General features: G+C 60.7%; 11 protein-coding genes and 1 riboswitch. Of the genes, 3 read left to right on the top strand and 8 right to left on the bottom strand.

Translation table 11 applies throughout. The features are described 5' to 3' along the window. Nucleotides 1–379 precede the first annotated feature (379 nt). The 6 genes from HJY11_RS13110 to HJY11_RS13135 form a co-directional block, all read right to left on the bottom strand. A complete protein-coding gene (locus tag HJY11_RS13110; RefSeq protein WP_208076397.1) occupies nt 380–1,321 on the bottom strand; it encodes a glycosyltransferase family 2 protein in 942 nt (313 codons plus the stop codon). Continuing rightward, a complete protein-coding gene (locus HJY11_RS13115) occupies nt 1,318–1,737 on the bottom strand; it encodes a GtrA family protein (protein ID WP_208076398.1) in 420 nt (139 codons plus the stop codon). The genes HJY11_RS13110 and HJY11_RS13115 overlap by 4 nt, the downstream gene beginning before the upstream one ends. Before the next feature lie 155 nt (nt 1,738–1,892). Beyond that, nucleotides 1,893–5,060, bottom strand: coding sequence for an FtsX-like permease family protein (locus HJY11_RS13120; protein ID WP_208076399.1), 3,168 nt, complete (start codon nt 5,058–5,060; stop codon nt 1,893–1,895). A gap of 3 nt (nt 5,061–5,063) precedes the next feature. Further along, the gene (locus HJY11_RS13125; protein ID WP_208076400.1) at nt 5,064–5,765 is read right to left on the bottom strand and encodes an ABC transporter ATP-binding protein; all 702 of its coding nucleotides are present in this window, start codon (nt 5,763–5,765) and stop codon (nt 5,064–5,066) included. A gap of 291 nt (nt 5,766–6,056) precedes the next feature. Next, nucleotides 6,057–6,692: an HAD family hydrolase gene (locus tag HJY11_RS13130; RefSeq protein ID WP_208076401.1), complete on the bottom strand. Its 636-nt coding sequence runs from the start codon at nt 6,690–6,692 to the stop codon at nt 6,057–6,059. 12 nt (nt 6,693–6,704) lie between these two features. Continuing rightward, complete coding sequence (locus tag HJY11_RS13135; RefSeq protein WP_208076402.1) at nt 6,705–7,535, bottom strand: DUF4352 domain-containing protein; 831 nt, start codon at nt 7,533–7,535, stop codon at nt 6,705–6,707. 406 nt (nt 7,536–7,941) lie between these two features. Here HJY11_RS13135 and HJY11_RS13140 point away from each other — a divergent pair, with 406 nt between their 5' ends. The 3 genes from HJY11_RS13140 (at nt 7,942) to HJY11_RS13150 (ending at nt 14,160) form a co-directional block, all read left to right on the top strand. Beyond that, nucleotides 7,942–10,677, top strand: coding sequence for a DNA-directed RNA polymerase subunit alpha C-terminal domain-containing protein (locus tag HJY11_RS13140; protein WP_208076403.1), 2,736 nt, complete (start codon nt 7,942–7,944; stop codon nt 10,675–10,677). Between the two features lie 165 nt (nt 10,678–10,842). After that, nucleotides 10,843–11,007: riboswitch (Lysine riboswitch) on the top strand. A 92-nt stretch (nt 11,008–11,099) separates the two neighbouring features. Then, nucleotides 11,100–12,554 carry an APC family permease gene (locus tag HJY11_RS13145; RefSeq protein WP_208076404.1) on the top strand — a complete coding sequence of 485 codons (1,455 nt, stop codon included), beginning with the start codon at nt 11,100–11,102 and terminating at the stop codon, nt 12,552–12,554. 1 nt (nt 12,555) lies between these two features. Continuing rightward, nucleotides 12,556–14,160, top strand: a complete 1,605-nt coding sequence (locus HJY11_RS13150) for an amidohydrolase (RefSeq protein WP_208076405.1) — start codon at nt 12,556–12,558, stop codon at nt 14,158–14,160. Between the two features lie 116 nt (nt 14,161–14,276). On the opposite strand, the gene HJY11_RS13155 is transcribed toward HJY11_RS13150, so the two are convergent. Then, nucleotides 14,277–14,435, bottom strand: coding sequence for a hypothetical protein (locus HJY11_RS13155; protein WP_208076406.1), 159 nt, complete (start codon nt 14,433–14,435; stop codon nt 14,277–14,279). Continuing rightward, on the bottom strand, nt 14,422–14,724 hold a 303-nt coding region (locus HJY11_RS13160; protein ID WP_208076407.1), incomplete at its 5' end, for a hypothetical protein. The genes HJY11_RS13160 and HJY11_RS13155, both read right to left, overlap by 14 nt.

The raw sequence follows: 14,724 nt of genomic DNA on the forward strand, positions 1-14,724 counted from the left end.
CTTGCTTGCTTGCTTGCTTGCTTGCTTGCTTGCTTGCTTGCTTGCTTGCTTGCTATAAGCGTGTTCCCCTCCCTCATTTTTGTCAAGCCCCTTTCCAAAGCAGAGTTCTATATATGTAATTATACCACAAAACAAGGCCATTTTCAACACTTGCAAGAGAACCGATCGGCTCCCCGCCTGTGGGCCGTTCCAACTGCTTCAGCGCTTTTCCCTCAACGCGCCCTTGCACACCCGGTTTGCGCCTGCCCTCCCAGCCGCAGGCACTGTAAAACAGGGGACAGGGCAGCTTCTCTGCACCCCATGCCACAGCGCGTTGTAACCGGCCTCCTCACATTGCAAAAAGCAGCCTTAGCAAGGCTCATCCGCTGCCGCCCCGCTTTTATTTTTTGCTGTCCTCTTTGAGGATGTAGACCGGCCGGCACTTGGTCTCGAGGTAGGTCTTGGAGAGGTACTGCCCCAAGATGCCCAGACAGAGCAGCTGGATGCCGCCGATGAGGAAGATAAAGCACATCATCGAGGGGTAGCCCGCCACCGGGTCGCCCCAGACCAGGGTCTTGACGATGACCACCACAATCAAAACCGCCGCCAGCAGGCAAAAGAGAACGCCCATGAGGGAGGCGACGGCCAGCGGGGCGGTGGAGAAGGCGGTGATCCCGTCGATGGAGTAGAGCAGCAGCTTCCAGAAAGACCACTTGGTCTCCCCCGCGACCCGCTCCACATTCTCGTACTCCAGCCACTTGGTGGAGAAGCCCACCCAGCTGAAAATCCCCTTGGAAAAGCGGTTGTACTCGCTCATGGAGAGGATGGCGTCCACCATCTGCCGGGTCATCAGGCGAAAGTCCCGGGCGCCGTCCACGATCTCGGTGTCAGAAATCCTGTTGATGAGCTTGTAAAAGAGCCGTGCGAAGAAGGAGCGCACCTTGGGCTCCCCCTTGCGGGTGACCCGGCGGGTGCCCACGCAGTCATACCCCTCCTCGGTGATGCCGCGGTACATCTCTTCAAGCATCCGGGGCGGGTCCTGCAAATCGGCGTCCATCATGGCCACATAGTCGCCGGCAGCGTGCTGCAGCCCGGCAAAGATGGCCGCCTCCTTCCCAAAGTTGCGGGAGAAGGAGAGGTAGCGCACCCGCTCGTCTTTCGCCGCCAGCTCCTTGAGCACCCCCAGGGTGCCGTCCTTGGAGCCGTCGTCCACAAAAATAAAGGAAAAATCCACCCCATATCCTGCCTTCATCCGCTCGGCCACCTTGCAGATTTCCGGGTAAAAATGGGGCAGGGACTCCTGCTCGTTGTAGCAGGGAACCAGTACGGTGATCTCGCTCATGCTGTCTCTCCATCCTTCTTTTTAAAGATCCAAAGTTTGCTAAACAGGTAGTTGAGGGCGATCACCACCGCATTGGAGGCGATCTTCACAATCAGGTCGGGACAGGCCAGCTGGGTGACAAACAGCCACATGATCCCCATGTCCAGGGCGCCGGAGAAGAGCCGCGCCGCCACAAAGGAGCCGAATTCCCGCGCCAGGTGGCGGGCTCTGAAATCCCGGTTTTCAAAGACCCAGAGCTTGTTGGTCACATAGGCAAAGAGGACCGACAGCGCCCAGGCCCAGACGTTGCTCCCCATCTCCCCCATCCCCAGCAGCCGAGTAAAGGCCGCGTAGGCAACAATGTTCACCAGGGTGGTGAGGGCGCCGAAGATCAGGTAGAGCAGGACGTCCCGATATTTTTTCAGCAGCTCTTTCATACCGTCACCTCCCTTATCGCGCACAATCGCGTCTCCTGCACAGCGGGAGAAAGAGAAGGTGAGGTCTCTCCCCCCTCTCTTTTTTCCCGCAGAATGTCTATTTATTATACCAAAAAAAGGCGGTTCTCACAACCGCCTTTTCCCTGCCGAAAACCCTATTCCACCGACTTGAGGCTCTCCACCATATCCACCTTTTTCAGGTGAACGTGCATGGCCAGGTTGACCAGCACCGCGAAGAGGATGGTCAGCGCCGCCGAAAGGAGGTAGCTGGTGGGGGCCACCGTCCGCCCGAACATGATGGTGTCGATCTCGGCGGTGGTGATGACAAACCGGTGCAGCCAAATGCCCCCCAACAGCCCAGCCACAACCCCCATGAGGGTGAGGGCCACATTCTCCCGGAAGATGTAGGCCGAGACCTCCTTGTCGTAAAAGCCCAGCACCTTGATGGTGGCAATCTCCCGCAGCCGCTCGGCCACGTTGATGTTGGTGAGGTTGTAGAGCACCACAAAGGCCAGCGCCCCGGCCGAGACGATGAGCACCAGCACCACATAGTTGAGGCTGGCCACCGTGTCGCCAAAGCTGTCTTTGATGCCGCTGGTATAGCTGATCATCAGCACCCCGTCGCGCTCCAACAGCGCCTCGGAGAGGGCGTCCTGCCCGGCCTGTCCCGGATCATCCATTTTGAGAAGCAGGGTGTTGGGGCGCATCTCCTCCCCCAAGACCTGCCGGTAGTAGGCGGGGGAGAGATAGAGGTAGTGGAAGGCGTAGTTCTCGGTGATCGCAGCCACCTTGACTGGGACCTGTTCCCCCGAGTCGGCCACCAGGAAAATTTCGTCCCCCGCCGAGACCCCCATCAGGCTGGCGGCCTTCTCGGTGAGAACCGCCCCCTCGTCGGTGAGGGGGATGGGCTCGTGGCCCTTGCGGGTGCGCAGCACGATCTGCTCGCCCAGCCGCTCCGGCTCCTCGGGCACCACCAGGGTCAATTCCAGCTGTCGGCTTTCGCTGCCGGCGGTGACCGACTTCTCGCGGGCGTACTGGCGCTCTCCCAGCCCCAGCTGCCCGGCCAGGAGGGTGTCAAAGTCCTCCCTGTCCTCGGCGAGGGTGTCCTCGTCAAAGACCACCTGCCCGTCGTAGACGTCCAGTTCGCCGAACTGGATGCTGACAATGTCGGAGATGGAGTCCTTCACCCCGAATCCCGCCATCATCAGCGCGGTGCAGCCGGCAATGCCCAGCACCGTCATGGCGATGCGCTTTTTGTAGCGAAAGAGGTTGCGCACCGTCACCTTGCCGATGAAACTCAACCGGCCCCAGACAAAGCCCACCCGCTCCAACAGCACCCGCTTGCCCGCCTTGGGGGCCTTGGGCCGCATCAGCTGGGAAGGGGTCTCCCGCAGCTCCTTGGCGCAGGCGTAGAGCACCGCCAGGGCCGCGCAGGCCGCCGAGCCCAGGGTGATCCAGAGGAGGTAGTCGAGGCGGATGGGGGCGATGACCGCCGTCATTCGGTACATGATGGAGTAGGCGTTAAAGATGACGTTGGGGAAGAGGATCAGCCCCCCCACAATGCCAAAGACCGCCCCCAGCACCGCCGCCGTCACGGCGTAGAGCAGGTACTTGCAGACGACTGCGCCGCTGCCGTACCCCAGGGCCTTGACGGTGCCCGCCTGGGTCCGCTGCTCCTCCACCATCCGGGTCATGGTGGTCAGGCAGACCAAGGCCGCCACCGCGAAGAAAAACACCGGGAAGACAAGGGAGATGGCGTCGATGCGCTCGGCGTCATCGGCAAAGCCGGAGTAGCCCACGTTCCCCTCCCGGTCGTTGACATACCACTTGGGCAGGGCAATGTCCGCCAACTTGGCCCGGTTCTCGTCGATCTCCTCCTGCCCCTCGGCGATCTGGGTGGCAAAACTCGCCTTGGCGCTCTCGTACTCGGCCGAGCCGCTGCGGTACTCCCGCTGGCCCTGCTGGTACTGGGCCAGGCCGCTCTGGTACTGGGCCAGGCCCTGCTGGTAGTCGCTCTTGGCCTTTGTCAGGTCGGCCCGTGCCTGATCGAGTTGGGCCTGGCCGTCCTTTTTGGCGGCGGCCAGGGCGGCCTCTCCCTGTGCCAACTGGGTGCGGCCCCCCTCCAGTTGCTCCTGCATCCCCTGCAGCTGCCCAGCCAGGGCCTGGTACTGTGCCTGCAGCTGCGGCGGCAGTTGGGTGGGGTCGCCCATGGCGTCCAGCTGGCCCTGCAGGGCGGCAACGCCCTGCTCCAACTGGGCCAGCTGGCCGCGGGATTGCTCCAGTTTCGCCTGGCTGGCGGCGATCTGCTCGTCAAAGGCGGCCTGGTTTTTGGGGATGGCCTCCTCCCCCGCCGCGATCTGGGCTTTGCCGTCAGCCAGCTTTTTCTCGCTGGCGTCCAGGGCGCTCTTGGCGCTCTGCAACTCGGCGGCAGCGCTGTCGAGCTTTTTCTTGGCCGCGTCCAGTTCGGCCTGCCCATCGGCCTTCGCCTGGTCCAATTCGGCCTGGGCGTCGTCCAATTTGCCGGCGGCCTCCTGGTAAACCTCGTCGTAGCGGGCCTGGGCGCGGGCCTCCCCCACCCCCTCGAGGCGGGTCTTGGCCGCAGCTACCAGCTGGTCGTACTCCTCCCCAAAGCAGTCCAGCTCCGCCGCCCCCTTGAGGGTCAGGTAGGCCTCGGTGTAGTAGTCGAGGACGAAGGCCTCATCGGGGATGAGCAGCAGGTCGTCCACCGTGCCGCTGCCAATGCTGGTGGTGCCCATGGAAAAGGTGATGTAGAGGGGGCACTGGGCGATCCCCACCACCGTATAGCTGCTCTCCCGCAGGGTATCTCCCAGCGCCTCTCCCTCCTTGCCGGGGGAGAGGGTCACCGTGTCGCCGATCTGCAGCCGCTGGCTCAAGTGGCCGCCGTACTGGATCAGGCACTCGTTTTCCGCCTCGGGCAGCCGCCCCTCCATCAGCCGGGGGGCGTTGATCCCCTCCTCTCCCGGCAGCCCCAGCACCTTGATGACGCTGGACTTCTCGCCGTCCTTGACCAGGGTGTCCACCGAGTGGGCCGGCTCCACGGCCTGCACCATCTCGTCTGCCTCCAGGGCGGCAATGTCGTCCTCATTGAGGCCGTAGGTGGAGAGGGCTTTGATGTCCATCAGGTTCTGGGCGTCAAAATAGGTGTCGCCGGTGAGTTTCATGTCCGGCCCGGTGGCCTTGATCCCCGCGAAGAATCCGGCCCCCAGGGCCACGATCAAGAAGATGGAGAAAAACCGGCTCTTGGTCTTGCGCACCTCCCGGAAGGCGTCCTTCCAGAGGGCGGTCTTGCGCTGTCTCTTCACCGTCTACCACTCAATTCTTTCCACCGGGGTGGGGGCGTCGTTTTTCTCCATGCTCCGCACCCGGCTGTTTTTGATTTTGATGACCCGGTCCGCCATGGGGGTGAGGGCGGTGTTGTGGGTGATGACCACCACCGTGGTCCCGGTGTTGCGGCAGGTGTCCTGCAGCAGCTTGAGGATGCTCTTGCCGGTCTCGTAGTCCAGCGCGCCGGTGGGCTCGTCGCACAACAGCAGCTTGGGCCGCTTGGCCAGGGCCCGGGCGATGGCCACCCGCTGCTGCTCCCCGCCCGAGAGTTGGGCGGGGAAGTTGTTCATCCGCTCCCCCAGCCCCACCTGGCGCAGCACCTCCTCGGCGTCCTCCGGCTCCCGGCAGATTTGCGAGGCCAACTCCACATTCTCCTTGGCGGTGAGGTTTTGCACCAGGTTGTAAAACTGAAAGACAAAGCCGATGTCGTAGCGGCGATAGGTGATGAGCTCTTTGCGGGAGTAGGCGCTCACCTCCTTGCCGTCCACCCAGATCTTGCCGCCGTCGCAGCTGTCCATCCCCCCGAGGATGTTGAGGACGGTGGTCTTGCCCGCCCCGCTGGGGCCGACGATGATGCAGAACTCCCCCTTCTCAATGGAAAAGGTGATGCCGTCGGCCGCGCGGATGGTCACCTCCCCCATCCGGTACTCCTTGACCACGTCCTGAAACTCGACAAATGCCATCTCTCTGCCCCCAGCAGGCGCCAGCGCGCCCCGTATTTTGAAAAAGGGAGCGGGGCCGCCCGACGGCGAAACACCCGCGATCCCATCTCTATGCGTTTTTTCCAAACCGATCTACACGGGTTTATTGTACACCATATTCAGCCCCCGGTGATAGCAAAATTGTAAACAGAAAAAATTTTGCGCGGGACAAACCGGCCCTCTCCCACCCCGAAAAAAGAGGGGGGGGAGGGCCGGAGCCCCGGAAACGCCGAGCGGCGGCGCACCCAATCAAAGGGGATGCGCCGCCGCCGTTTACGCCCAGATGCACGCCACTAAGGCGGGCAGTTCTGCCAGGCAGTCGATGGTGTAGTCGGCCTCGGGGGCCTGGCCAAAGCCGTAGCGGGCGTGGATGAAGGGCACCCCCGCCCGGTGGGCGGCGTCGCAGTCCATCTCTGTGTCCCCCACGTAGAGCACCCGGGAGAGCCCCTCCCGGCGGGCCACCAGGGAGATGTTGTCCCACTTGGGCAGCCCGGTGCGCCCGGCGTTCTCGCTGCCGGCGAAGTAGCGCTCCAACCCGTGGGCGGCGTAGAACGCCTCGATATACCCCTCCTGGCAGTTGGAGACCACGTAGAGCGGCCAGTGGGCCGAGAGGGCGGCCAGGGTCTCCTCCAGCCCGGGGTAGAGGGTGCCGCCGGTCCGCTCCAAGTAGGCATTTTCCTCCTCGCAGCAGCGGGCCACGATCTCGTGGGCCCGCGCCACCGATACGCCGGTGAAGAGGGCCTCGCCGATTTTGGGCAGGGTCTTGCCCATGACCCCTTTCATCTGCTCCTCGGTGATGGGGCCCACCTCGGGGAAGTGGCGCAAGGTCAGGTTCCAGGACTCCACCACCCGGGCCGCCGCGTCCCAGAGGGTGCCGTCCAGATCAAAGAGGATGCCGTCTTTCTGCACTGTCTCTCCCCCCTATCTGCCCAGATCAAATCGCAGCTGCGGATTGTAGAGGTAGTCGTCGTTGTCGTAGGTCAGCTCCAGATTTTGCGAGCCCTTGGGCACCTCGTAGCAGAAGGTGGTCTCAATGGTGCGGCCGGCAGCCAGGGTTTGGGTTGTGAAGAGCTCCTGGCGGTTGCCCTGGCTGTCGGTGATGTAGGCGTCGTCGTCCTCGGAGAACTCAAAGAGGTCATTGCCCCCCTGCAGGATGAAGTCGGGCCGCCAGAGCAGCCGGTCCTCCCCCGAGCGATTGGTGATCTTCACCTGCACCACCAGGTACTCGTCATCCTCGTCGGGGGCCAGGCCGTACTCGCCGCCCTCATGCACCCCGGTGACGGTGAACTCCATCTCCTCCCAGTTGGCGGTCTGCCCCACCGTGTAGAGAGTGTCGTCGGGGGTCCGGCGGTTTTGGTGGTCGCCGCTGTTCCAGCCGCTGGGGGACTGCTGGTCAAAGTAGCCCCCGCCGTTGTCCTCGTCGCCGTAGTCGTAATCGCCGCTGTCGCCCCAGCCCTCCTGGTAGTGGTGGTAACCGCCGCCGTAGCTGCCGTCGCCGTCGTTGCGGGCGGTGCGAAAGACCGCCGCGATCACCGCCCCGTAGAACAAAAGCACCACCAGCAGCGCCGCCACCGCCACCGAGGCCACGGCGATGATGACGTTGCGCAGGTTTTTGTACTTTCGCTCCCGCACCGCCGCCACCGGGCAACCGCAGCAGGGGCAGACCGGGCTGCCGGCGGGGATCCGGTTGCGGCACTGGGGGCAGCTGGTGGTGCCGTAGGGCTGGGTCGGGGGGGTGTAATAGCCGTTCATAGAGAACTCCTCCTCGTCTTCGGGGCGGCAGGACCGCCGCCCTCCTCTCTCTTCTCATTTTAGTGTATCGGCCGGGGCCCGGTTTGTCAACGAAAAAGGTCTACTTCTCAACCAACTCTCTGACAGAGCGCACATTTTTCTTTGTCACATCATATGATTTTCAAAATTTAGCAAAGAAAATTCTGTCAACAACTTGCGTGTTTCTCTGTAAAAAAGTATACTAAAGGTGATTGATAGGCAGTTCCAGGTGTGCAGAAGAGGCCCAGATAGACGCGAACGTCAAATTTGGGGGATCATCACACACCAAGCACCCGATGCGGCCATAAAAAACAATTCGTTTTGGGCAGTCAAACAGCTTGCCAGGTCAAGCAGGCACGTCAATATAAAGCAAAGTGAGGAAACAGCGGTGAAGTATATCACTCGGTCCGATTCGGTTGCCAAACTCAATTTGTCTACACGTTCTCTGCACGCTTTGCAGAGGACCGGTATTGCTACCATTGGCGAGCTGCTGAACCTGTCTTTGGAAGAGTTGTTAAACCTTCCTTATACGGGGGGCAAAAACGCCGCTGAAATTGCGGCGGCACTAAAAGAGTGCAAACTCATTGAAACAGAAGATAGGCTGTGCACTTTCGCCAGCCATGAGGGAGAGAAAACGCCCCTCCGATTCATGGATAAGCGCGGAAATTGGTACTGCGATGTCCCCGTCGAAGATTTGGGATTGTCAAAGCGCCCTCTTCACTGTTTGGAAAATGCCGGTATTCTCTATCTGTCAAAGCTGCTGACTCTGGATGAAACCGCCCTACTAGGGCTCCCCGGCATGGGAAGCAAGAGCGCTGCAGAAATCTCGAGGGCAGTGAAAAGCACCGCTCTTCATCCCGTTCAAGAATCAGAGGAGCCCCTTCCCCTGAAGAGCAGTGAGAACACAAGCACAAGGCAGTACATTTTTCAAAGCATCGTGCACAAACTGCCCCTCGATGCCGGACAGCTCTACGAAGAAGTGACCCCTCTCCTTGCCAAGCAACCGGCGCCACTGCAACTTCCCATATCGCCCGAATCCGAACTGCAAAAAGCCCTTTTTCAGCTTCCAGTTGTGCGCAGCGCAATCGGCGCGTCCATTTTAGAAAACCTGGATCGAGCTCCCTACGGGCTGGCCCTCGCTGATCTGCAAACAGCTCTTCCCGAATGTTTAAACAGCGCAAGCCAACTGGCCGACTTGCTCGCTGATATGGAACGAGAAGGCAGTGTTGTAAAGCAGCACGGCGCGACTTACGAGAAATCCCTTCCTTCCGTTGTCGATTACGTCTCCTCCCTCGCCAAAGAGCAAGATCGCACTGTCCTGCAAAGACGGTTGGAGGGAAAGACCCTGGGTGAAATTGGGGAAGAGTGCCGCCTCTCTCGGCAGCGCGTGCAGCAGATCATCGCCACCCGCTTAAAAAAAGCCCCCAAACTTTCGGAAGATCGCTACGCCGCCGTCTTTCAAACATACAATTTGCATGAGGCCGATTTTCTATTGGGTTTCAATGTACCCAAAGCCACCTACCACTACCTAGCCAACTCTTACAAGCGAGGAGAGCAACCTGTTTCAACACTCTCAACAGACCCCGATGTGCCGGCAGAATTCAGGCGAGCCGCTGAGCGCATCCTGTCTAAAAACTGCGTTGTGATCGATGGCGAGCGAATCCCTTGTCGCCGTTCCGAGTTGGGTGAATATGTGCTTCGGACAGCTGGAGCCGGTGGGATGGTGTTTGAAGAATTTGTTCAGCGCTACCAGCATTTGCTGGAAAGGGTTGGGCAACAGAACAATCCCAAGCTGTCCATCACCGAGCGGGGATATGCCAACCACTTGGCAGCGAGCCATCACGTCCTTTGGAAGTACGGGCAAAAACTTCGCTACTACAACATCGAGTCCTACGATTTTACAGCCCTTTTTGAAACACTCGACCTGGGGCAATACCACAACGCAGAGTATTCCACTCTGAAATTTTTTCGCGCATATCCCGAACTGATGAGAGAATACGATATTGTTGACGAGTACGAGCTCCACAACCTGCTGAAAAAAATCTGCACCCCAGAGGCCTTTCCCGATATGCATTTCAGGCGAATGCCAAACATTGAATTTGGCAAGGCAGATCGAGACGCTCAGGTAAGGGATATTCTTCTCGCAATGGCGCCGGTGACAAACGTCTCTTTGGCAGAGGCATATGAGAGGGAGTATGGCGTTTTGTCAAAGACTGTATTGTCCAATTATTTAAAGAATTTTGATCCATACTATCACGCCGGACAATATTTTATTGACGTGCCCGCCCTCCCACAAATGATGGCCAACAGATTACAACAACTGCTCACAAGTGAGTTTTATCTGCTCTCGGACATCCGCAAAATTTACGAAGAAGAGTTTCCCAAAGCCAATCCCAATCTGCTAAACCCCCTCTCACTAAAATCACTGGGGTATCGCGTCTACGTCAATTACGCAGTTGTCGACCGCTACCCATCTGCCACAGCATATTTTAGAAGTCTTCTCACCAAAGGGGACTCGGTGGACATACGGACCTTTCCCAAAGGCCTTTCCAACATTGTTGCCTATACCGCAGAACTGTACAAATTAAAGGCCTCCCGCGAAATTATTGAATATGCGCCGCTGCAATACATCCACATTCGCTGTCTGCTGCGAGCCGGTATTGACAAAGCGCTGATGGAAGATTACTGCAAAAAAGTCTATGCTGCAGCTGGAACACAGTACTTTACCATCCACTCCCTGCGTCAAGCCGGTTTTTCGCACTCTCTAGACAATTGGAAATTTGGCGAGTGGTTCTACGCATCTCTGCTCACAGAAGATAAAGAGCATTTCGCCTGTCAGAGGATGGGAAAGAACAAGCTCTTTCGATGTGGGTGCGCGGATGTGCGCCTGCCAAACTTTCTCAAATGGCTGCTCGGCACACAGGGAACGCCGACAGTCGGCATTCAAGACTTGATGAACGTGCTGGCCGATCAGTATCACCTGTATACCAGCCGATACAAAATTGGCGAGGTGCTCAAAGAAAGCGGTCTGTCCTGCGACGCAGTTTCACAAAACATCTATGTAAATGCCATTGCTCACCCAAAAAATTTGGAGGATATCGGACAAACGATCTGCACAAATTGACGGCCCCCACCGGCTCAAGTTGGCGCTGGATATTGAAACCGGTGGCGACATAACTGCTGGGCAGCAGTTGTCGAGGCTGGATACCCCTTTAAAGTTGTGAAAAAAGTCGTAACAAATTGTAAAGAGAAGGTGGACAAGTCCGGCCCGGTGTGGTATTCTGATGAAAAAGTTGATAGAGGCGCGGTGCGGATGAGTAGCCGGCGGAGGGGACACCCTGCGAACCCGGCAAAAGGCCAAACCGCCGAAACGGCCGGGCGGGTGCGCCCCGCTGTTGGGCAGGGGGAGAAGATCTCCCTGACTCCTGTTTTTAACAGAGGCGCTATCGGTGATAACTTTGCTCGTTTGAAAGTTGCACTGATGGGGTGCAACTTTTTCTTTTTGTCCGCCCGGCGGGCGGGACCACACCGAAAGGAGTTACACAGATGAATCAAACACCAAACACCAAAGGCGCCCAGGCGCTGGCCTCTGAAAAGACCGAGCTCAAGCGGGAGGTCGGCCTCTTCGGCGGCGTGTCGGTGCTGGGGGGGATCATGATCGGCTCGGGCATCTTCTACCTGGGCAGCATCGTCCTCCAGCGCAGCGGCATGAGCATGGGGCTGGCCCTGTTGGTCTGGGCCCTGGGCGGGCTGGTGGTCCTCTTCTCCGGCATCTGCTATGCCGAACTGGGAGCCATGATGCCCAAGGCCGGCGGCGGCTACGTCTATTTGCGGGAGGCCTACGGCGAGCGGGTGGCCTTTATGAGCGGCTTCTCCAACTTCATCCTCGGCTCCTCGGGCTCCATCGCCGCTCTGGCCGTGGCCTTCCCCGAGGCCATCGCCAGCCTGGTGCCCCTCTCCCCCCTGGCCTGCAAGGCCATCGCCATCGGGATGATCGTGCTGCTGACGGCAGTCAACCTCTTCGGCATCAAACTGGGCAGCCGGATTCAAAACTTCTTCATGGTCCTCAAGCTGCTGCCCATCGTCCTCATCATCGTCTGCGGCATCTTCATGGGCCAGCAGACCCCCAACCTCTCCCTGGTGCCCGACCCGGCCATCGCCGGGACCCCCTCCCTCTTCAAAATCTGCGGGATGGTGGCCTTCGGGGTGGTGGCCACCCTCTGGGCCTACGAGGGCTGGACCAACCTCAACGTCATCAGCGAGGAGATCAAAAACCCCAAGCGCAACCTCCCCCTGGCCATCATCCTCTCCATCGTCGGGGTGATGCTCATCTATGTCCTCTTCAACTTCGCCATCTACCGCACCCTGCCCTATGAGACCATCACCGCCATGCTCGCCAACGGCGATCTCTTCCTGGGCACCGCGGCGGCCAACACCCTCTTCGGCAGCGCCGGCAAGATCATCGTCGGCTCCACCATGATCGTGGCCATCTTCAGCGCCCTCAACGGCTGCGTCATGGTCTTCCCCCGCACCTACTACGCCATGGCCCGGGACGGCGCCTTCTTCAAGAGCGCCGCCAAGCTGCACCCCAAGTACAAGACCCCGGTCTTCGCCATCGTCCTCTCCGGGGTGGTCTCCATCGTCCTGGTGTGCATGCAAAACCTCAGCCAGCTCACCAGCCTGGTGGCCTTCTGCGGGATGTTCTTCAACACCATGACCTTCTACGCAGTCATCCGGCTGCGCAAAAAATACCCCGACCTGGAGCGCCCCTACAAGGTGTGGGGCTACCCGGTGATGGTGGTGCTGGTGATCCTGATCACCATCGGTCTGCTCATCAACACCCTGGTGGAATCCCCGGTCACCTCCATCATCGGCCTGTCTGTGCCCGCCGTGGGGCTGCTGCTCTACGAGCTGGTGTTTAAAAAGAGCCGCCAGGCCGTGCTGGCCGCCCAACAGGCGGAAGCCGAGGCCCAGGCCACCGACAACAAGGAGGAAGCGTAACATGGACAGCTGCGTCATCGTCAACGGAAAGGTCTACCTGGAGCGGGAGAAATTCGCCCAGGCCGTCTGCATCGAAAACGGGGTCATCACCGCCGTGGGCACCAACGAGGAGTGCCGGGCCGCCGCCCCCGCCGGCGCTCGGGAGTACGACGCCCAGGGCCGCACCGTGGTCCCCGGCTTCAACGACAGCCACATGCACCTCTACTTCGTGGGGGAGAACCTGGAGTCCATCGACGTCCACGGCTGCACCTCCATGGCCCAGGTCAAGAAAATCGCCCGGGACTTCATCGCCCGCACCAAACCCGCCCCCGGCACCTTCCTCCACGGCTCGGGCTGGAACCAGGACTACTTCACCGACGAGGCCCGGATGATGGACCGCCACGACCTGGACGAGATCACCACCGAGTACCCCCTGGTGCTGGAGCGGGCCTGCGGCCACGCGGTCTCCGCCAACTCCCTGGCCATCGAGATGGCCGGCATCACCAAGGACACCCCCCAGCCCGAGGGGGCCCACTTTGACGTGGACGAAAACGGCGAGCCCACCGGCATCTTCCGCGAGACCGCGGCCAACATGGTGATGGACCTGCGCCGGGAGCCCACGGTGGAGGAGATCGAGCACACCCTGAAAACCGCTATGGCCCACGCCGCCCAGTGGGGCATCACCTCGGTGCAGACCATGGACGTCCGCCCCACCGGCTGGCGCGAGACCCTGCAGGCCTATGAAAACATCCAGACAAGCCACCCCACCCTGCGGGTCTACCACCAGTGCAACTTCATGGACCCCGCCAGCTACCAGGCCTTTTTGGACGAGGGGCACAAGACCGGCGCCGGCGACAGCTACAACAAGATCGGCCCCCTGAAACTGTTTGTGGACGGCTCCCTGGGCGCCCGCACCGCCACCATGAGGGCGCCCTATGCCGACGACCCCTCCACCCAGGGGATCCAGACCCTGACCCAGGAACAGACCGACGCCATGGTCCAGCTGGCCGACAAAAACGGCTGCCAGGTGGCGGTGCACGCCATCGGCGACGCGGCCATCGAGCAGGTACTCGACAGCTACGACACCGTCTGCGACGGCCAAAACCCCCACCGCCACGGGGTGGTCCACTGCCAGATCACCGACGCCCCCCTGGTGAAGCGCTTTACCGAAAACGACATCCTCGCCTATATCCAGCCCATCTTCCTGCACTACGACATGACGGTGCTGGAGAGCCGGGTCGGGAGGGAGTTGGCCTCTACCAGCTACGCCTTCCACACCATGAACCAGCTGGGCATCCACACCTCCTTTGGCACCGACAGCCCGGTGGAGGACCTGAACACCATGAACAACCTCTACTGCGCCGTGGCCCGCAAAAACCTGGACAAAAAGCCGGAGGGCGGCTTCTACCCCAGCGAGTGCATGGACATCTACGAAGCCGTGGACGGCTACACCGCCGGCAGCGCCTACGCCAGCTTTGAAGAGGGCGTGAAGGGCCGCATCAAGCCCGGCTACTACGGCGACCTGGCCATCCTCAGCCAGGACATCTTCACCATCCCCACCGACGAGCTGCTCACCACCGTGGTGGACGCCACCGTCCTCGGCGGCGAGTTCGTCTACGAGCGCTAGGGCGCTCCCCCATCCCCTGCGCCAAAAGGCCCCGGCGGACATCTGTCCGCCGGGGCCTTTTCTCCCTCGATAGGGGGTATGTCTTCACCGGGGGGAGGCGCTCTCGCCCTCCCTCCCTAGGGGCGGGTTCGCTTGGTGAGGAGGTGGCTGCCGCCCAACACCGCCACCGTCAGCGCCAGCAGGGCGATAAAGTCCCACTGGCAGCCGGCCACCAGGAAGAGGGCGACCCCCACAGCCAACAGCAGGGTGTAAACCAAAAAATCAGCTATTTTCATCCAACTCCTCCTTCTCCTCCTGCCGGCAGCGCAGCAGGGTGTAGACCAGGGCCGACAGGGCCAGCCCCAGCAGGGCCCAGTGCACCCCGCAGCGGGCCGGGTCGCCGTGGCGCCAGCCGCCCCCCGCCAATCCGTCGCCGGTGTAGGGGAGCTCGTCGGTGGTGTGGCCACTGCCGTCCAGGCCGGCTCCCATCTCCCGCTCTGCCAGCGCGTACCGCAAAAAGAGGGAGGTGTGGTTGCCGGCCGAGTCCTCCAGGGTGTAGGCGATGAGGTACTCCCCGGGCCGGGT

It is taken from the genome of Bittarella massiliensis (ex Durand et al. 2017) (genome assembly GCF_017566145.1).
Classification (GTDB): domain Bacteria; phylum Bacillota; class Clostridia; order Oscillospirales; family Ruminococcaceae; genus Bittarella; species Bittarella massiliensis_A.

Excerpts from the sequence above, each read along its gene's own strand:
- HJY11_RS13110 (WP_208076397.1), bottom strand. The coding sequence starts at position 1,321 with ATGAGCGAGATCACCGTACTGGTTCCCTGCTACAACGAGCAGGAGTCC.
- HJY11_RS13115 (WP_208076398.1), bottom strand. The coding sequence starts at position 1,737 with ATGAAAGAGCTGCTGAAAAAATATCGGGACGTCCTGCTCTACCTGATC.
- HJY11_RS13125 (WP_208076400.1), bottom strand. The coding sequence starts at position 5,765 with ATGGCATTTGTCGAGTTTCAGGACGTGGTCAAGGAGTACCGGATGGGG.
- HJY11_RS13135 (WP_208076402.1), bottom strand. The coding sequence starts at position 7,535 with ATGAACGGCTATTACACCCCCCCGACCCAGCCCTACGGCACCACCAGC.
- HJY11_RS13145 (WP_208076404.1), top strand. The coding sequence starts at position 11,100 with ATGAATCAAACACCAAACACCAAAGGCGCCCAGGCGCTGGCCTCTGAA.
- HJY11_RS13150 (WP_208076405.1), top strand. The coding sequence starts at position 12,556 with ATGGACAGCTGCGTCATCGTCAACGGAAAGGTCTACCTGGAGCGGGAG.
- HJY11_RS13155 (WP_208076406.1), bottom strand. The coding sequence starts at position 14,435 with ATGAAAATAGCTGATTTTTTGGTTTACACCCTGCTGTTGGCTGTGGGG.